This window comes from Mesobacillus boroniphilus, assembly GCF_018424685.1.
GTDB lineage: Bacteria > Bacillota > Bacilli > Bacillales > Cytobacillaceae > Mesobacillus > Mesobacillus boroniphilus_A.
Genome location: NZ_QTKX01000002.1, coordinates 693,859 through 711,972 on the forward strand (window position 1 = coordinate 693,859; position 18,114 = coordinate 711,972).

Annotated in this window: 19 protein-coding genes and 1 pseudogene; 13 read left to right on the forward strand and 7 right to left on the reverse strand. The window is 44.2% G+C overall.

The window, feature by feature from the left end:
• The first annotated feature begins 58 nt into the window (after positions 1 to 58).
• Positions 59 to 1,570, forward strand: coding sequence for a sodium-dependent transporter (locus DYI25_RS16205; RefSeq protein WP_213370748.1), 1,512 nt, complete (start codon positions 59 to 61; stop codon positions 1,568 to 1,570).
• The gene (locus DYI25_RS16210; protein ID WP_213370750.1) at positions 1,570 to 1,671 is read left to right on the forward strand and encodes a methionine/alanine import family NSS transporter small subunit; all 102 of its coding nucleotides are present in this window, start codon (positions 1,570 to 1,572) and stop codon (positions 1,669 to 1,671) included. The genes DYI25_RS16205 and DYI25_RS16210 overlap by 1 nt, the downstream gene beginning before the upstream one ends.
• A gap of 38 nt (positions 1,672 to 1,709) precedes the next feature.
• Here the strand turns inward: DYI25_RS16210 and DYI25_RS16215 are convergent, their stop codons facing one another.
• Positions 1,710 to 2,705 (reverse strand): M23 family metallopeptidase, encoded by a 996-nt coding sequence (locus tag DYI25_RS16215; protein WP_425374527.1) that lies wholly within the window; start codon positions 2,703 to 2,705, stop codon positions 1,710 to 1,712.
• 470 nt (positions 2,706 to 3,175) lie between these two features.
• Between DYI25_RS16215 and lipA the strand changes: the two genes are divergently transcribed.
• Positions 3,176 to 4,090: a lipoyl synthase gene (gene lipA / locus DYI25_RS16220; protein ID WP_249745479.1), complete on the forward strand. Its 915-nt coding sequence runs from the start codon at positions 3,176 to 3,178 to the stop codon at positions 4,088 to 4,090.
• Between the two features lie 42 nt (positions 4,091 to 4,132).
• Here lipA and DYI25_RS16225 read toward each other — a convergent pair whose 3' ends face one another.
• The gene (locus tag DYI25_RS16225) at positions 4,133 to 4,831 is read right to left on the reverse strand and encodes a YhcN/YlaJ family sporulation lipoprotein (RefSeq protein ID WP_213370752.1); all 699 of its coding nucleotides are present in this window, start codon (positions 4,829 to 4,831) and stop codon (positions 4,133 to 4,135) included.
• Between the two features lie 157 nt (positions 4,832 to 4,988).
• On the opposite strand from DYI25_RS16225, the gene DYI25_RS16230 reads away from it, so the two are divergent.
• Positions 4,989 to 5,270, forward strand: coding sequence for a YutD family protein (locus tag DYI25_RS16230; protein WP_213370754.1), 282 nt, complete (start codon positions 4,989 to 4,991; stop codon positions 5,268 to 5,270).
• Positions 5,271 to 5,391: 121 nt separating this feature from the next.
• Here the strand turns inward: DYI25_RS16230 and DYI25_RS16235 are convergent, their stop codons facing one another.
• From DYI25_RS16235 to glpX, 3 genes are all read right to left on the reverse strand, one after another.
• On the reverse strand, positions 5,392 to 5,679 hold the full coding sequence (locus tag DYI25_RS16235; RefSeq protein WP_213370756.1) for a cytosolic protein: 288 nt from the start codon (positions 5,677 to 5,679) through the stop codon (positions 5,392 to 5,394).
• Between the two features lie 77 nt (positions 5,680 to 5,756).
• On the reverse strand, positions 5,757 to 6,023 hold the full coding sequence (locus DYI25_RS16240; RefSeq protein ID WP_213370766.1) for a DUF3055 domain-containing protein: 267 nt from the start codon (positions 6,021 to 6,023) through the stop codon (positions 5,757 to 5,759).
• A gap of 30 nt (positions 6,024 to 6,053) precedes the next feature.
• The gene (glpX, locus tag DYI25_RS16245; protein ID WP_213370768.1) at positions 6,054 to 7,022 is read right to left on the reverse strand and encodes a class II fructose-bisphosphatase; all 969 of its coding nucleotides are present in this window, start codon (positions 7,020 to 7,022) and stop codon (positions 6,054 to 6,056) included.
• 1,115 nt (positions 7,023 to 8,137) lie between these two features.
• Between glpX and DYI25_RS16250 the strand changes: the two genes are divergently transcribed.
• The 3 genes from DYI25_RS16250 (at position 8,138) to DYI25_RS16260 (ending at position 10,744) form a co-directional block, all read left to right on the forward strand.
• Complete coding sequence (locus DYI25_RS16250; RefSeq protein WP_249745480.1) at positions 8,138 to 9,373, forward strand: EAL domain-containing protein; 1,236 nt, start codon at positions 8,138 to 8,140, stop codon at positions 9,371 to 9,373.
• Positions 9,374 to 9,395: 22 nt separating this feature from the next.
• The gene (locus tag DYI25_RS16255) at positions 9,396 to 9,833 is read left to right on the forward strand and encodes a DUF86 domain-containing protein (protein WP_213370772.1); all 438 of its coding nucleotides are present in this window, start codon (positions 9,396 to 9,398) and stop codon (positions 9,831 to 9,833) included.
• A 146-nt stretch (positions 9,834 to 9,979) separates the two neighbouring features.
• Positions 9,980 to 10,744, forward strand: a complete 765-nt coding sequence (locus DYI25_RS16260; protein WP_213370774.1) for a TIGR01457 family HAD-type hydrolase — start codon at positions 9,980 to 9,982, stop codon at positions 10,742 to 10,744.
• Between the two features lie 59 nt (positions 10,745 to 10,803).
• Here the strand turns inward: DYI25_RS16260 and DYI25_RS16265 are convergent, their stop codons facing one another.
• Positions 10,804 to 11,313, reverse strand: coding sequence for a phosphatidylglycerophosphatase A family protein (locus DYI25_RS16265; protein ID WP_213370775.1), 510 nt, complete (start codon positions 11,311 to 11,313; stop codon positions 10,804 to 10,806).
• A 271-nt stretch (positions 11,314 to 11,584) separates the two neighbouring features.
• Between DYI25_RS16265 and yutH the strand changes: the two genes are divergently transcribed.
• From yutH to thrB, 5 genes and pseudogenes are all read left to right on the forward strand, one after another.
• Positions 11,585 to 12,592, forward strand: coding sequence for a spore coat putative kinase YutH (gene yutH / locus DYI25_RS16270; protein WP_213370776.1), 1,008 nt, complete (start codon positions 11,585 to 11,587; stop codon positions 12,590 to 12,592).
• Between the two features lie 160 nt (positions 12,593 to 12,752).
• Positions 12,753 to 13,657 (forward strand): annotated as a pseudogene (locus tag DYI25_RS16275) (2-hydroxyacid dehydrogenase).
• Positions 13,658 to 13,885: 228 nt separating this feature from the next.
• Positions 13,886 to 15,184, forward strand: coding sequence for a homoserine dehydrogenase (locus DYI25_RS16280; protein WP_213370777.1), 1,299 nt, complete (start codon positions 13,886 to 13,888; stop codon positions 15,182 to 15,184).
• A complete protein-coding gene (thrC, locus tag DYI25_RS16285; protein WP_213370778.1) occupies positions 15,181 to 16,242 on the forward strand; it encodes a threonine synthase in 1,062 nt (353 codons plus the stop codon). The genes DYI25_RS16280 and thrC overlap by 4 nt, the downstream gene beginning before the upstream one ends.
• Positions 16,239 to 17,177: a homoserine kinase gene (thrB, locus tag DYI25_RS16290; RefSeq protein WP_213370779.1), complete on the forward strand. Its 939-nt coding sequence runs from the start codon at positions 16,239 to 16,241 to the stop codon at positions 17,175 to 17,177. Before thrC ends, thrB begins: the two co-directional genes overlap by 4 nt.
• 46 nt (positions 17,178 to 17,223) lie before the next feature.
• Here thrB and DYI25_RS16295 read toward each other — a convergent pair whose 3' ends face one another.
• On the reverse strand, positions 17,224 to 17,460 hold the full coding sequence (locus DYI25_RS16295) for a NifU family protein (protein ID WP_041966137.1): 237 nt from the start codon (positions 17,458 to 17,460) through the stop codon (positions 17,224 to 17,226).
• 151 nt (positions 17,461 to 17,611) lie between these two features.
• Here DYI25_RS16295 and DYI25_RS16300 point away from each other — a divergent pair, with 151 nt between their 5' ends.
• The gene (locus tag DYI25_RS16300; RefSeq protein ID WP_213370780.1) at positions 17,612 to 17,938 is read left to right on the forward strand and encodes a YuzD family protein; all 327 of its coding nucleotides are present in this window, start codon (positions 17,612 to 17,614) and stop codon (positions 17,936 to 17,938) included.
• The last annotated feature ends 176 nt before the right edge of the window (positions 17,939 to 18,114 follow it).

Sequence of the window (18,114 nt, forward strand, 5' to 3'; positions counted from 1 at the left end):
ATAAAACTTTCTAATTATCAACATTTTCCAGATGATTAGAAGGCAAGGGGGACTAAAAATGGAAAATCGTCCACAGTGGGGAACGAGAGCAGGATTCATTCTTGCCGCGGTAGGATCGGCAGTCGGGTTGGGAAATATTTGGCGCTTTCCAGGAGTAGCCTATGAGAATGGAGGGGGAGCATTTTTCTTCCCATACTTGTTCGCGCTCTTGACAGCAGGTATTCCAATTCTGATATTAGAGTTTACACTAGGCCATAAGTATCGTGGTTCTGCACCGTTAAGCTTTGCAAGATTTAATAAAAAATCTGAATGGATTGGCTGGTGGCAGGTTGCTGTTTCCTTCGTGATCTCAACCTATTATGCAGTCATCATTGCCTGGGCGATGTCTTACGCCTATTTCTCGCTAAGCAAACAGTGGGGAGACGACCCTCTGACATTCCTAGTCGGTGATTATTTAAAAGTAGTTGACGCTGGTCAGGTTGGAAGTATCGTACCTGGTGTATTCCTTCCTTTGGTCATTGTATGGGTCATCACTCTTGGTATTTTGCTCAAGGGAGTAAAGAAAGGGATCGAAGTTGCGAACAAAATTTTTATTCCGGCACTCGTCATTTTATTCTTTGTGATCGTAGTTCGCGCTTTAACTCTAGATGGAGCTATTGATGGCGTAAATGCATTCTTTAAACCAGATTGGAGCCAAATCCTGAATGGTAAAGTTTGGGTTGCGGCGTATGGACAAATTTTCTTCAGTTTATCAATTGCTTTTGCAATCATGATCACTTATTCAAGTTATCTTCCGAAAAAATCTGATATCACAAATAATGCATTCATTACAGCGTTTGCTAACTCTTCCTTTGAGTTGCTGGCTGGTATCGGGGTATTTGCTGCATTGGGCTTCATGGCAATGCAATCAGGTCAACCAGTTAACGAAGTAGTAAGCAAAGGTGTTATCCTTGCATTCGCGGTATTCCCGCAAATCATTAATGAACTGCCTGCATTCAGCGCGGCATTCGGAGTACTATTCTTCGTCAGCTTGACGCTTGCTGGACTGTCTTCATTGATTTCAATCGTTGAGACTTATGTAGCGGGTGTCCAGGACAAATTCAATGTTTCCCGTACAAAAGCTGTCCTAATCGGCGGCGGTCTATCTTCTTTGATTTCAATCCTGTTTGCGACTCAGGGAGGATTGAATTTCCTTGATTCAGCTGATGCTTTTATCAACAACTATGGTGTAGCTCTTGCTGGACTTGTCCAGGTGGTATTCATTGCCTGGGTTGCCAAGGAACTTGACAGCCTTCGTGCACATGCTGATGGTGTCTCTGACATCCGCCTGGGAAGCTGGTGGAATATTTCACTTAAATATGTCACGCCTTTGGTACTTGGCGTCATGATGGTAATGAATATCATTACAGATATCAAAACAAGCTACGGCGGCTACCCGGTGATGTTTAATGTTTACTCTGGATGGCTAGTGGCAATCGGTGCGATTGTAGCCGGATTCGTGTTCACTAACGCAAAGAAATGGGATAACTCACTTTATGAAATTCCACAAGACAAGGGGGTTTCTAAATAATGGACCTTAGTGCAGTAGTAATGATGGTTGTAGGTATGGTGATTATCTGGGGAGGACTTGCAGCGAGTGTCATATATGCTGTAAGGAAAGCACGTTCATAAAATAGTAGGGCCAACCTGTTGAGGTTGGCCTTTTTACTTTATTTTTTTTTCAACCTGGCTCTTTCTTGTCTTGCCCATAATTTCAAGTGAGGGTACGGATCAAATGACCATTCCGTATAGCCATTATCCTTATACATTCCGTAATGCAAGTGAGGAGGAAACTTTCCGCTTGTTCCCGGTGGGCCATACCCAGAGCTTCCAACACCGCCAATCACAGTGCCAGGCTCGACGATTTGTCCTACTTTAAGGTCCTTGGAGAAGCCACTCAAGTGCGCGAAATAGTGATAGGTGTTATTGATGTCACGAATGCCCACACGCCATCCGCCATACTTGTTCCACCCCTTCATTTCAACGATTCCGTATCCTGTCGCACGTACAGGCACTCCATAGCCAGCAAAAATATCTGTTCCTTCATGAATCCGTCTGCCGCCCCAGCCTCGGGCGTCACCCCACGTATTGTTATAGCTGTGGTTGCTTCTTAGTGGCATAGGAAAGACATGAGTATCAAGGTCTAGACGTCCGAAATGTCTGTAAATCATCGCTTTGCCAATTATGATACCAACTGTTTTATCACGCTTATAGTAATTCCAAAGGCCAATTTTTATATTCTCATGGTCTGTCCCGTAAGTTAAGAGGTACTGGGCAAATGCCTGCAGCACATCTTCATCGTCCTTCAGGCTCGCTTTGCCGTCCCCGTTCCCGTCGAATCCAATCCCATTGAAAAATTGAATGGAGACAGGATTATTATCCTCAAGATTAGGATTCAGAAGTCCAGCCCACTCTTCGGGTTTAAAATAAACCCCGGCAATCCCTTCTGCCTTGGGTAAATCCTTTCGTGCCTGGCGGACATTCCGCTCATACTGATCCACCGCGGCAATATAATACCAGGGAATCTGGGTAACAGCTTCTACTTTGGTATAGAGTTCCATTCTTTTTTTATAAACATCTTCGTCCTGCTCTGCTGCAGATGCTTGATCCACAGAAAGGACAGGGCATAGTAAAAAAAGAACAATAACTGCTTTAAGGAATTTCACCGTAATCCTCCCTTCAAATTATGACTCCTTTATTTTCCAGCGCCAGCGTACTTTTTTGGGAAAATCGGCTATGCGCTTTTCTTTGTCTAGCTCCAGCGCCTAACCAGTTTTCGTCACTGAGTTCGCTCCTCGATTATCTTGCGAGAAGCGTTAGCTTTGAGCAGCTCGAGTCATTTGTCTAGCTACGGCTCCTAACTCCTCGAGACGCTTCGGTCCTGCCAATGAAATCAAAGAGCGACATCACTGTCAGGCCCTCCATCGCTTGTCGAGGCTGACCAAGGCGCTTACGCTTTTCTTGTTATAGTTTGCGATGATGGGGATTTTTCATAAATATCAAATAATGGTAATCCCAAGTTTATCGTACTTGTCGATATTTTTTCGTTGTGGTAAAGTGACATCAGAAGCTGTATACCGGCCTTGATTTTTACATGGTGTTCTTGATGTAATGCAGCAGGAATGGAGTGAAAATAATGAGCAAAAAAGAGGTACAGAGAAAGCCTGATTGGCTGAAAATAAAGTTAAATACGAATGAAAACTATACTGGCTTGAAAAAGATGATGCGCGAGAAAAACTTACATACTGTTTGTGAAGAAGCCAAATGCCCGAACATCCATGAGTGCTGGGCAGTAAGAAGGACCGCTACCTTCATGATCCTTGGGGATGTATGTACGCGTGCATGCCGTTTTTGTGCGGTTAAAACTGGTCTACCGACTGAGCTTGACTGGCAGGAACCAGAAAGAGTGGCTGATTCAGTGACACTTATGAACCTGAAGCACGTCGTCGTAACTGCCGTTGCCCGCGATGACCTGAAGGATGGGGGAGCAGCTGTTTTTGCGGAGACGGTAAGAGCGATCCGCAGGAAAAATCCGTTTACCTCTATCGAAGTATTGCCATCTGACATGGGCGGTGTGTTGGAAAATCTCCAAGCATTGATGGATGCCCGTCCAGATATCCTGAACCACAACATAGAAACTGTTAAGCGTTTGACGCCAAGAATTCGTGCTCGTGCTACTTATGAGCGTTCACTTGAGTTCCTGCGCCGTGCGAAGGAAATGCAGCCGGATATCCCGACGAAATCCAGCATCATGGTTGGATTAGGTGAAACGAATGAAGAATTGATTGAAGCAATGGATGATTTACGTGCAAACAATGTGGACATCCTTACGCTGGGACAGTATTTACAGCCATCCAAAAAGCATCTTGAGGTTCAAAAATACTACCATCCAGATGAGTTTGCCGAGCTCAGGGAAATCGCGCTTGAAAAAGGCTTCAGCCATTGCGAAGCAGGTCCTCTTGTTCGTTCATCCTATCATGCAGATGAGCAGGTTAATTCAGCAGCAAAACATAAACAACAGCTTGCAGAGCAGGAAGCCAAGCAGGCGTAATTTAAAGAAGAGTTCAGCAATCATATGCTGAACTCTTTTATGTTATTTGCCCTGTTTCATTTGAGTAGAAATATCGTCTTTGTCCGTTTCTTCGTTCAATTCGCCCTTGGCTTCACCATTCGCATTTTCACCAGTGCTCATGTCACGGCCTTGAGGAGATTTAAGCATTTGTTTGACGACTCCATCAATTAACTCATCAACATCCCTGCTATCTGTATCGAGTGAGGCAAAGTTCTCAACTTCATTGCGCAGGCTTGTATCGTCTGAAACGTAAACATGGAACCAACGCGGAACCACTGACATCGCCATTCGTTTCACCTGGTCCGCGGTCTGGTCGCGGTTTTCAGAGTCTGTTTCATATACAATCAGCACTTCTTCATCAGTCACGAGTGTAGAAACATCATCTACATTCTGTGCCATCAAACTAAACCTGCCAATCATGTCCGCAATTTGCTCGCGGTCGATTGATTGATATGCATTCTCCATATTGTCCGCGCCCATTACACCTGTTTTCTGATGGCGCACATAACCGAAGTCCTCGCTTCTATCCTTGAATCCTTTTCGTCCATCTTCGTTGTATAAGTCTGGACGCTGGTCATTGACATTCAATGTATTCCCGCTCTGCTGGTAAATACCAGTCCTGCCATCACGATCTCCAGGTGAGGCATTATTATCTGCTGCCGCGCAGCCAGTCAAAGCAACTGTTCCGCAAATGCCAAGAGCCATTATTGCTTTTTTCAATTAAAACACCCCCTAATCATTAGAATGGCTTTGAAATTATTTTTTTTGCTTAGTAATTGATGGGGAATAAGTTATAATTAAGAAAAGTGCAAGCGCTAAGGCTTGCCAATAGACAGAGAACTATTCAGACGTTACGGAAAAAGAGGTGGACCTACCGATGATTTGCATCAATAATCTATGCTATGAAATTGTGGACGAAAACAGGGATGGCTTTAATGAGGAAGCCTTTCGCGCCAGATACAGCGAGATTTTAACGAAATATGACTATATTGTTGGCGACTGGGGATATGGACAGCTACGGTTAAGAGGCTTTTTCGATGATCAAAACCAGAAGTCAACTTTCGATACGAAAATCAGTACCGTCAGCGAGTACTTATATGAGTATTGCAATTTTGGCTGTGCTTATTTTGTCGCTAAGAAAGTAGCAAAACAAGGATAATACTAAAAAAACAGACCTGGATGAAATTGATCCAGGTCTGTTTTTGTCTGGAAGAGAGTCAGGAAAAATGTTCCGAACATGAAGAAATGCTCCGAGCAACTGCAAGGAGCATTCTTCATACTTATAAATCACTATACGGCGGCTGTTCACTTTCACTCGGGTCATCATGGGTTGGGTGGGCACCCGCTTCTTTACGCGGTGTTCCTTGATGAAGGGACTTGAACTCGTAGTTGAAGTTGCTGTATGATCGCTGTCCCTCACGCCAAGGAGTGCTCTTGCCTTCTACTGGTTCATCTTTCCTGAACGGAGAGCCATAGGGACCCTCAGGATAATCTTCAGCCGATATATAGTTTTTTTGCGCTTCTACATTTGAAAAATCAGAGTATTTCTCACTGTCTTCCTTACTCATGAACTCACCTTCTTTTGCTTGTTGTCCTTTTAGTATTTCTTAGTAAAGACAAATCAAACAAACAGTTCGTTCCAGATTTAAAGAATCGGTCGCAGGAATGAGCGAAGTTCTTCCGCGTCTTCTTCAGAAAGGTTGTAGGCAAATTCAAGATAACCTTCTTCATCAAGATCATCCTGGCCGAGGATGGCGAATCGGCTTCCCTGGATATCCATCACGATACTCTTTCCATAATAACGGCTAGTTTGCAAGATGGCCAGGTCAAAGCGCTGGTTATCACCTACAAAGCTTACATAACGCGTTTTTGTTTCTTCGGCTTCATCGTATAAAAAAAATTGATCGGTCATCGTGATCCTCCTAAAATGTATGTATCTATTCTATACCATCACAAGATGCGGCTTGTGCTCAAGGTGATGGTGTGCTGTGATGTAACGGACAGTTTTGGTTTTTGAACGCATGACAATTGAATGTGTTTCTACAAGGTCTCCGCCGAGGAAACGGACTCCGTCAAGCAATTCACCACTCGAAACCCCAGTCGCGGCAAAAATCGCATCGTCCCCAGAAACAAGGTCAGTGAGCATCAGCAATTGTCTTGGATCCTTCAAGCCCATTGCAATGCAGCGCTCTTCTTCCTCTAACGTCTGCGGTACGAGCCTTGCTTGCATATCGCCGCCCAGAGCTTTAATGGCTGCAGCCGAAATGACTCCCTCTGGTGCACCGCCTGTTCCCACGAAAAGATCAACACCTGTATGTGGCAGGGCAGTCGCAATCGACGCACCTACGTCACCATCGCCGAACAGCTTTACTCTGGCACCTTTTAGCCTTACACGCTCAATCAGATCATCGTGGCGGTCACGTTCCTGAATGATGACGGTTAAATCCTGGATTCGTTTATTGTTGGCTTCTGCAACGATTTCTATCGTCTTCTCAATTGGATCATCAAGATTGATTTTGCCAGCGGCGTTTTTGCCAACAGCGATTTTTTGCATGTACATGTCAGGTGCATGAAGAAGGGTGCCTTTGTCGGCGACCGCAATGACGGCCATTGCATTATTATGTCCCTTGGCGACAATATTCGTCCCTTCCAGCGGGTCAACCGCGATATCAACTTTAGGACCCATTTTTGTGCCAAGCCTTTCTCCTATATAAAGCATCGGAGCCTCATCCAATTCCCCTTCACCAATAACGACAATCCCATCCATATTGACTGAATCGAACATCTTGCGCATTGCAGTTGTTGCTGCATCATCCGCTTCATTTTTCTTGCCGCGTCCCATCCACTGGGCAGATGCCAGCGCGGCAGCCTCCGTAACTCTGACGATTTCAAGTGCCAATTCGCGTTCCAAATGTTTCTCCTCCATTTTCGACAGCATTCTCACTCATCATCAATCTTACCAGAAAAACAATCATTTCTGAATTTTTCATGGATTTTTTATGGTTTGAAAAAAGGCGTTGTAAGACTCAATAAGATCAAGCACCATATTAAGACAGTTTTGTCGGAGGAGAGGGAAAGCTGTCAGAAGCAGCATCAAGTTCGGACAGGTTTGTTCGAGAAAGAGGGAAAGCTGTCAGAAGCAGCATCAAGTTCGGACAGCTTTGGTCAAGAAAGAGGAAAAGCTGTCTTAATAAATCCGTAATTATGACAGGTTTGGAGTAGAAATAGAAAAAGCTGTCAAGAAAACCTCGTAATTATGACAGGTTTGGAGGAGAAGTAGAAAAAGCTGTCAAGAAAACCTCATAATTATGACAGGTTTGGAGGAGAAGCGAGAAAAGCTGTCAAGAAAACCTCATAATTATGACAGGTTTGGAGGAGAAGCGAGAAAAGCTGTCAAGAAAACCTCATAATTATGACAGGTTTGGAGGAGAAGTAGAAAAGCTGTCAAGAAAACCTCGTAATTATGACAGGTTTGGAGGAGAAGTAGAAAAAGCTGTCAAGAAAACCTCGTAATTATGACAGGTTTGGAGGAGAAGTAGAAAAGCTGTCAAGAAAACCTCGTAATTATGACAGGTTTGAAGGAGAAGGAAGAAAAGCTGTCAAAATAAAGCGGGAATTAAGACAGGTTTGAAGGAGAAGCAGGAAAAACTGTCAAAATAAAGCCGGAATTGTGACAGGTTTGAAGGTCAAACAGGAAAAGCTGTCAAGATAACTCCATTATTAAGACAGGTTTGAAGTAGATGTGATCAAACCTGTCAAAATAAAGCTAGAATCACGCAGACTTCTAAACAAAAAACTATGCCCACCTCTCCAAATCGATAAATAATACATTCCAACCCCCTTCTCCACATTCCCACCATAAAAAAGAGTAAAAATATTTCGAAATAACTATCTAGGAAAAAAGGTCTATTTTAGCTAAATATGGTACAATTAAGAAAAAGTTCTAGTCATCGTCTGAGAGGATTGAAACCTATGGCCCGCCGTGTTACTAGCATTTTATACAACCTGCTTGGTTGGGGAAAAATAATGTTGCCGCATTCATCAATTCGTTATTACCCTCCTCAGTTCATTTTGCGAAACCCTGTTGTCTCAGGGGTGAAGAAAGCTTTCAACAGTGGCTTTGAAGTTGCTGTTATTGCATACACAATTAAGAATCACCAGGAGCTTGCTTCGCAGCTTGGTGAGGAGAGCTGGAAGTTTCATAAGGCTTTGAAACGGCATTTCAAAATCGTTATTGAAAAAGAAATCGACAAAGAGGACATGATTGTCCTGCATGATTACTATAGCGACAGTCTGAGCCTGTTTATGCGGATTGACCATAATAGGTACTGTATTTCTGAAATTGATGCGAAAATGAAAAAAATCCTCAGGGAAGCGGAGAGTAGGATTTTTCATGAGTATCCTACTGTCCAGCCTATCTTTGATACAGGTTTTATTTTTATTGATAAATCGGTGGGCTCTGTTCACGGTGCTGTATTAAAGGCACACCAGCAAGCCTTTGCGATGGCTGAAAAACGAATCCAAACCGAATTTAATGAAATGGTTTATGAAATGAAAAGAATTATCGCGCAGCAAAATATCAAGCTTTTAGCGCAGCCTATCATAGACGTTGCGACTAAGGAAATCCGGGCGTGGGAGATGCTGACCAGAGGACCGGAGGGAACTGCACTTGAGAGCCCATTGCAGCTTTTCTCTGTTGCACGGCAGACGAATACGCTCTATGACCTAGAAATGATCGTATTGAGAAAAACGCTGGACCAAATCACTTCAACTGGCTGCCTGGATGATATCTTTATCAACTTTACGCCGATCACCCTCGGGAATTCCCGATTCGTCCGGGACCTGAAAAACATGATGCAATCATATGACAACATCCAGCCAAATCAGATCACTTTAGAAATTACCGAGAGGGACTCGATTGAGGGAATCGAGAATTTTATCTATAATATAAAGGTGTTAAGAGGAATGGGAATTAAAATAGCGGTTGATGATACTGGAGCGGGATATGCCAGCTTGAATACGATCAGTGAAATCATGCCGGATGTCATCAAAATCGACCGTTCTGTCATCGAAAATATTGATAAGAACTCTGTGAAAGAGTCAATGCTGAAAGGGCTGCTGCTTGTTGCAAGGGAAGCGGGGTCCACGGTCATTGCGGAAGGAATCGAAAATGAGCATGAAGCATCGGTCCTCTCACGGAACAAGGTTGAACTGGCACAAGGTTATTTTTATGCCCGTCCTGGATTACTGAAAACCGTCTAGCATCTTTATGAGGTGATAATGAATGTACTTTGTCGACAGGGATCAAATCGAAGAAACATTGCAATTTTTAGACAGGCAAATCGACTTTTTTGAAAGTAATGGACCATGGGAAACGCCAATGGAAAAATCAGCTCTCGAGCGGACAGCACATACGATGGTAGAAGCTGTACTCGATGTGGGCAATGCAATGATTGATGGCTTCATCATGCGCGATCCGGGAAGTTATGAGGACATCATTGATATTTTGGATGATGAAAAAGTAGTCACTCCGGAAATGAGCGGAGGACTGAAAAAAATCGTCCTGTTCCGGAAGATGCTTGTCCAGCAGTATACTGAAGTGGACCATGTCAGTTTGATTGAAACCTTCAAGTCCGAGCTTCCTCATCTGAAGCTTTTTTCGGTAAAAGTGAGGGAATACCTAACGAATGAGCTAGGGCCGGTTTCCGCTTTTAAAAAGTAAGTATGCCAGAGACCGTTATAATTGCGGTCTCTTTTCTTTTAAACAAAAAGTGAGCTTTGTCCTTTGCACTCGCTGCATTGCTTTTATAAAATGGGTGTATTCGTTTTATAACGATAAGGAACGATAATAGGCAGGAGTGATCATTTATGAAAAAATATAATGGGTATTTAATCGACTTGGATGGGACAATGTATCGAGGCTCAGAACGGATAGAAGCGGCTTCTGATTTTATAAAAAGGCTGATTGAAGCTGAAATCCCATATCTGTTCGTTACGAATAATTCATCGCGCACACCTGCACAGGTGGCGGAAAAGCTCCGCGGCTTTGATATTCCAACGACTGAAGAGCAAGTGTTCACAACAAGCCAGGCAACAGCGAACTATATTTATGAACAAAAACAAGATGCGACCGTATATGTGATTGGCGAAGAGGGAATCCAGACAGCGATTCAGGAAAAAGGTCTGAAATTCGCCGGGGAAGACGCTGATTTCGTTGTTTCAGGAATCGACCGCGGCATTACATATGAAAAGCTGGCTGTCGGCTGCCTTGCGGTAAGAAATGGGGCGACCTTCATTTCGACAAATGGGGATATCGCAATCCCAACTGAACGAGGCTTGCTGCCGGGGAACGGTTCGTTGACTTCCGTAATTGCTGTATCTACGCAAACAGATCCCATTTTTATCGGGAAGCCGGAATCTGTGATTATGGAACAGGCTTTAAAGGTACTTGGTACAGGCAAAGAGGAAACTCTTATGGTCGGGGATTACTATGATACCGACATCCTCGCAGGCATGAGAGCAGGGATGGACACACTCCTCGTCCATACAGGGGTAACGACCAGGGAACTGTTGAAAGGGTATAAAGAAATGCCAACTTATACAGTGGATTCGCTGGACGATTGGGAAGTTTAAAAACAAGGGACTTGAGCCATCATTGGCTCCAAGTCCCTTTTGTTTATGCTCAAGCTTTTTTAATCCTCTATATTTGCCGCTCTGTGGGCAAGGCGGCTTGATGCTGCAGCAGCGACTGCTCCAACTATGTCATCAAGGAAAGTATGGCACTTGCCGGTAGCTTCTTTATCATTAAGCTTTTCCAGAATGCCTGGTTTCGCTTTATCAATGAATCCATAATTTGTGAAACCAATAGAACCATATATATTCACGATTGAAAATGCAAGGATTTCATCCACGCCGTACAAGCTTTCGTCTGTTTCAATAATGGATTGCAGTGGTTCTCCAAGCTTCTTTTGCTCTGCGAGGATATCCAATTGTATTCCTGTCAATATTGCATTCTGGACTTCACGCTTGGATAGAACTCGTTCAACATTTTCGATACAGTCATCCATCTGCAGGTCTGGATGGTACTTTTCCTGCAGGAAATAGACAAGATTGGCGATATCTTCTATTTCAACTCCACGTTCATGGAGCCACTTCCGGGCAGTTTTCTCTGTCATATGGATGGCGCGTTTCTTTTCTAACATCTGCATCACCTTTCTATTTTTAACTGTGATAAGAAAGTGAAAATTTCACTTCGAGAATTGTCCAGCTCCAGCGCCAAGGCGCTACGCTTTTATATCAGCATACTCATATCCTATTTAACCTAAAATATTCCGCTTAATCCGTTTTAGTGAAAGAAATCATTCCTTTAAATCATTTCCTTAATGATGCCGCTTATTCATTGTAATGTTCATTCAAGTTTTACAATCCAATACATATATTTGTAAAAGAGTGGCTTGGAAAAGAGGTGCTAATATGTTTCAAAAGTTGTTAAAAGAAGTATATGGGATTTCGGCAGATTCAGAAGTATCTCTTGGAAGATATCATGGATATAAGCTTAATGAAGGGCTTTATTTGATTATGGACGCTAATGGTGTAAAAGAGCAAGAAATAAGCGAGCTGGCGAGGATTGCTGACCATATGCAAAAAGCTGGGGATCGGAATGTATCGATGCTGCTTGCGGACAAGGAAGGGAAGCAAATTTGTGATTGGGAGGGCAGGAAATACTGTGTGTTGATGAACCGCGCAGTCCCTATGCCTGAAAAAATAAGAACAGGCAGAAAGCTGGCCAAATTCCACGGAAGAGGCCGGCAAATCCCATTCAAAGTAGAAAGCATGAACAGGGTGGGCCAATGGAAACAGCTCTGGGAAAAGCGGCTCGATCAGATGGAGAAGGTTTGGAGCGGAAAGCTTTATACTGAACCGGAGAACGATTTTGAGAAGATGTTCATGGAATCTTTTCCGTATTACATGGGGCTATCTGAAAATGCAATTCAATATCTAGCTGATACAGAGATTGATGATAAGCCGACAAAAATTGACCATGGGACTGTTTGCCATGAGCGCTTTACTAACAGGGTCTGGAGAGGAACGTATTTTGTGAAAAATCCTTTTGAATGGGTATTCGACCACGGCAGCCGGGACATCGCTGAATGGGTCAGAGATCGTTATTTTGCCAACATCCAGACGAGCCAGCCGGAAATCAAGAACTTTCTGGCAGAATACCAATCAATCACCGTGCTGTCACCGTTCTCATGGAGGCTGCTTTACGCCAGACTGCTGTTCCCACTCCATTACTATGAGACAGTTGAAAATTACTATATAACACAATCAGAACAGACGAAGCGACAGCTTGAGGACCGCTTGCGGAAGTATCTGAATCAAAGCAGTGAACATGAGCGGTTCTTGAGCCATTTTTACCATCTGAGTGATGCACCGGTAAAAGCAGCGAAACTTCCGGCAGTCGATTGGTTATTACGATAGTCGAAGCTTTTTAGCTAAGGAAAGTGTGCTGATGTGGTAGAATAAAATTATTCTATTATATGAAACGCTTTCAAAAAGGAGTTAGACTATGAAACCGTATGTATATATCACCAGGAAATTGCCTGAAGAAACAATAGCTGATATCACCAAGCTTTTTGAAGTGAAAATGTGGGACCTTGAGGATATCCCTGCCCCAAGGGAAGTTATTTTAAAAGAAGCCCAAAAAGCCAGTGCTTTAATCACAATGCTTTCTGACAAAGTTGATGAGGAAGTGTTGTCTGCAGGTGAAGACCTTAAAGTGGTCGCGAATCTGGCGGTCGGCTTTGACAATATCGACATTGAAGCAGCAACAAGGCGCAGAATTATCGTTTCGAACACACCCGATGTACTGACAGAGACAACAGCAGATCTTACCTTTTCTTTGCTGATGGCGTCCGCAAGACGTATTGTCGAAGCGGCGGAATATATAAAGGCTGGCAAGTGGGGAGGCTGGAGTCCGTACCTGCTTGCTGGGCATGATGTTTATGGGAAGACAATCGGGATTGTCGGCATGGGTAAGATTGGTGAAGCGGTCGCTCGCAGGGCTAAAGGCTTCGGCATGGAGATCCTTTACCATAACCGCTCCCGAAAACATGATGCTGAAACAGAATTGGGCGCTGTCTACAGCTCTTTCGAGAATCTTGTGGCGAAATCTGATTTTGTGGTGTCACTAGCACCGTTAACGCCAGAAACGAGAAATCTTTTTACTGCCGATGTCTTTGCAAAAATGAAAAAAGCTCCATTTTCATTAATGCCGGCCGCGGCCCGGTTTTGGACGAGCATGCTTTATACGAAGCACTTAAAAATGGTGAGATTGCGGCAGCAGGACTCGACGTCTTTGAAAAAGAACCCATTTCCGCGGACCATCCACTGCTCGAACTGCCAAACGTAACTGCGATCCCGCACATTGGCAGTGCAAGCACAGAAACCAGGACAAACATGATCAAGCTGTGTGTCACAAATGTTAAAGCTGTCCTGACAGGAGACAGCCCAAAGACAATCGTCAACAAAGAAGTGCTCCAATAATCTTCAAATCCTTCCCGTATGAACGGGAAGGGTTTTTTTATTGCTAAGAAAAATTCTAAAAATTAAATTTTTTATAATTTTTTACTCTTACAGCCTCATATGATTAAGCGTTTACACAGGAAAAGCATCCTAAATATTCCTTGTAAAAGCTATTTTTGGTCTTTATAATGTCTACTATACAAATACAAATGTACATTTGAAACAGACATGAAGAGAGGGGAAGAGAAAATGCAGGCAATCTCGGTTGGACTTCTTGGTTTGGGAACAGTAGGGTCAGGAGTGGTGAGGATCATAGAAAATCACCAGGACAAATTAATGCATCAGGTTGGGTGCCCGGTAAATGTGAAAAAAATCCTCGTTCAGGATGTTGAAAAAGAAAGGTCGGTAAAAGTAGACCCTTCTCTCCTGACGGTGAATCCAGCCGATATTATGGAAGACCCGGAGATTGAAGTGGTAATCGAGGTTATGGGCGGAATTGAAGATACTCGAGAACATTTGCTTCATGCATTAAGGAGTAAAAAGAATATTGTGACCGCAAACAAGGATTTGATGGCTATCCACGGTTCAGAGCTTTTAACAGTTGCCAATGAAAATGGCTGCGACCTCTTTTTTGAAGCGAGCGTTGCCGGAGGAATTCCAATCCTGCGCAGTCTGGTGGATGGGCTTGCGTCTGATAGAATCACAAAGATGATGGGGATTGTGAATGGCACAACAAACTACATTTTAACAAAGATGAGCCAGGAGGGACTGGCATATGATAGCGTCTTGAAGGAAGCGCAGCAACTCGGGTACGCTGAGGCAAATCCTGCATCTGACGTAGAAGGACTGGATGCGGCGCGAAAAATGGCGATCATGGCTACTTTAGGCTTTTCGATGAAAATTGATCTTGATGATGTCAAAGTGAAAGGAATCACTTCTGTTACCGAGGAAGACCTGCAATATGGTAAGCAGCTTGGCTATACGATGAAACTGCTCGGCATCGCCGTCCGTGAAGGTGATAAAGTCGAGGTATGCGTTGAGCCGGCATTGTTGCCGTCATCGCACCCGCTTGCGTCTGTCAATAATGAGTACAATGCGGTGTATGTGTATGGGGAAGCAGTCGGGGAAACAATGTTTTACGGTCCAGGAGCTGGAAGCTTGCCAACCGCAACAGCAGTGGTCTCGGACCTTGTTGGTGTCATTAAAAACCTGCGCCTTGGTGTAAATGGCAGTTCTTTTGTCACTCCGCAGTATGAGAAGCAGCTGAAGGATGATGGAGAAGTGAATTCAAAGTACTTCCTACGTCTCCATGTACATGACGAAGTCGGTGTATTCTCGGAAATCACCTCTCTTTTCGCAGGCCATAATGTCAGTTTTGAAAAAATCCTTCAGATGCCATTAAAGGAAAAGGAGCTTGCGGAGATTGTGGTCGTTACACATCAGGCTTCCTTGAAGGATTACCAGAATATTTTAATGGAGCTGCGTGACTTAAGGGTTGTGAAGGCAGTCAAAAGCTCATACAGGGTTGAAGGAAGTGTCAGCGCATGAGATGGAAAGGGTTGTTGAGTGAATACCGTGAATACTTGCCGGTCAATGCCGGGACACCATTACTCACTCTGCATGAAGGAAATACCCCACTGATCAGGCTCGACCAGCTGTCAGAGGAGTGGGGGATCGATTTATATGTAAAAGTTGAAGGGGTTAATCCTACCGGTTCCTTTAAGGACAGAGGGATGGTCATGGCAGTCGCGAAAGCTAAGGAGGCAGGCAGTGACACAGTAATCTGCGCCTCAACAGGGAATACTTCTGCCTCGGCGGCTGCCTATGCAGCAAGGGCAGGATTAAGGTGTATCATCGTCATTCCTGAGGGTAAAATCGCGATGGGCAAACTTGCGCAAGCTGTGATGTATGGCGCAAGCATTGTTTCGATTGAAGGCAACTTCGACGAAGCATTGAAAATGGTTCGGGCAATCAGTGAAACCGAACCGGTGACCCTCGTGAATTCAGTCAATCCTTACCGCCTTGAAGGGCAAAAAACAGCCGCGTTTGAAATTTGTGACCAGTTGGGCGGCGCTCCTGACATCCTGGCGATCCCGGTGGGGAATGCCGGAAATATCAGCGCTTATTGGAAAGGGTTCAAAGAATACAATGCCAGCAAGAGTACTGGTTTGCCGCGGATGTTCGGTTTCGAGGCGGAAGGGTCTGCCGCAATTGTCAAGGGGCAGCCGATTGAACAGCCGGAAACGATCGCCACGGCAATCCGCATTGGAAACCCGGCAAGCTGGGACCTGGCCGTTGCAGCCCGTGACGAATCAGAAGGAAAAATCGATTTCGTCTCAGATGACGAGATTTTACAAGCATACAGCAAGCTGGCGGTTTCTGAAGGAATTTTTGCTGAGCCTGGATCCTGCGCATCGATTGCAGGTATTAATAAACTTTTACAGCGAGGAGAAATACCTCGAGGTTCCAGAATAGTTGCCGTGCTGACCGGAAATGGATTGAAAGATCCTTCAACTGCGATTGACATCAGTTCGATTTCACCAATGCTGCTTCCAAATGACGAGAATATCGTCAGCGAATATATCAGGGGAGTGGTCCGGCAATGAAGGGAGTCGAGGAACCATTAGTTAAAGCTGGGGTATCGAGAGGGAAAGTCTTATCGGTAAAAGTTCCGGCCAGCTCAGCGAACCTGGGACCAGGTTTTGACTCCCTCGGCGTGGCTTTGAACCTCTATATGGAAGTTCAGGCTGAACGAAGCGAAAAATGGAAGGTAACCCCCTTATCTCCTTCATTATCAGGCTTTCCTAGGAATGATAAAAATTTCATTTGCCAGATTGCCAAGAAAACAGCTGATTTATACAAGGAAGAAATGCCTTCGCTCCATGTCTCTGTGCAAAGTGAGATTCCGCTTGCGAGAGGACTTGGTTCCAGCGCAGCAGCTATCGTCGCGGGAGTCGAACTGGCCAACGAATTTTGTGGTTTACAAATGACTCAATCTGAAAAGTTGGCGGTCGCTTCGAGGTTTGAAGGCCATCCTGATAATGCCGGGTCGAGCCTGTTCGGTGGCGTCGTAGTTGGAAGTCAAATCGGAGATGAGTTCGATTTAACCGTTCTTGACCAGATTCAGTTTGACCCGGTACTTGTCGTTCCTAAGCAGGAGCTTCTGACAGAAACGTCACGTGATGTCTTGCCGGCCGTGATGGAATTTCAGCGAAGTGTCCAGGCAAGTGCAGTTGCTAACCAACTGCTTGCCGCGCTTATGACACAGAATTGGGCACTCGCAGGTAGGATGATGAGGGCTGATCAATTTCATCAGCCATATCGGAAAGCACTTGTGCCATTTTTTGAAGACGTCCATGAGAAAGCAATCCAATCGGGCGCGTTCGGCACCGCACTAAGCGGGGCTGGACCATCGATTCTCTGCCTGGCTGAACCCGGGAAAGGGGAAGAAGTAGCAGGGGAATTAAGGAAGCTGCTAGTGGAGTTCGAAATCTTCAGGCTGCAGATTGACAGGGAAGGGTGCAGGTCATCGTGGTCATAAAAAAAGCGGTTTTGCCGAGAGGCAAAACCGCTTTATTATTGGTTAATTAGAATACCTGTTCAACCTCAACAACACCAGGTACTTCTTCTAAAAGCGCGCGTTCGATTCCAGCTTTAAGCGTGATTGTGGAGCTCGGGCAGCTACCGCATGCACCTAGCAGGCGAAGTTTAACAATGCCATCCTCGATATCAACTAGTTCGCAGTCTCCACCATCGCGAAGAAGGAATGGGCGCAATTTATCTAATACTTCCTGTACTTGCTCAAACATTTGCTGTTCAGTCATGCAAATCGACTCCTTTCATAATACTTATTATAATCTTATCAGCCGGAAAAATCTATCCAATTAACTGAAAAACCAGTGAACACAGTTTTTTCCTTATGCATCCTTTTCATCGTATAGTAAAATAAAAGAAAATAACAGGGGGTAATTGATAATGGAACGTAAAGAGGTAGAAATTGTCGTTTACGGTGCAGAAGTATTATGCCCAAGCTGTGTTAACCTTCCATCCTCAAAAGAAACATATGAATGGCTCGAAGCAGCGATCAGCCGCAAATATGCAGACCAGCCATTCAACATTATTTATGTCGATATCCATAATCCTCCAGCAGAGGAAGAGAAAAAGGAATTTGCCGAAAAAGTAATCGAAGAAGACATGTTTTACCCTGTGGTCCTGCTCGAAGGCAAAATCGTCGGCGAAGGAAACCCAAAATTGAAAACGATTTACGCAGAATTAGAGAAATATGGGTATGTTCCGGCTTAAAGCATTCCAATTTGGGGTGCTTTTTCTATCTGAGGGGCGTAGTTGGAGCTCGATTAAGGTTATTCAAATGATGCAAAACGTTTTATTGGCGAAGTTCACAACTTTATTGGCGATTTTTTAAATTTATTGGCGATTTTCAATTTTTAATGGCGAAAATCCCTTTTTAATGGCGATTT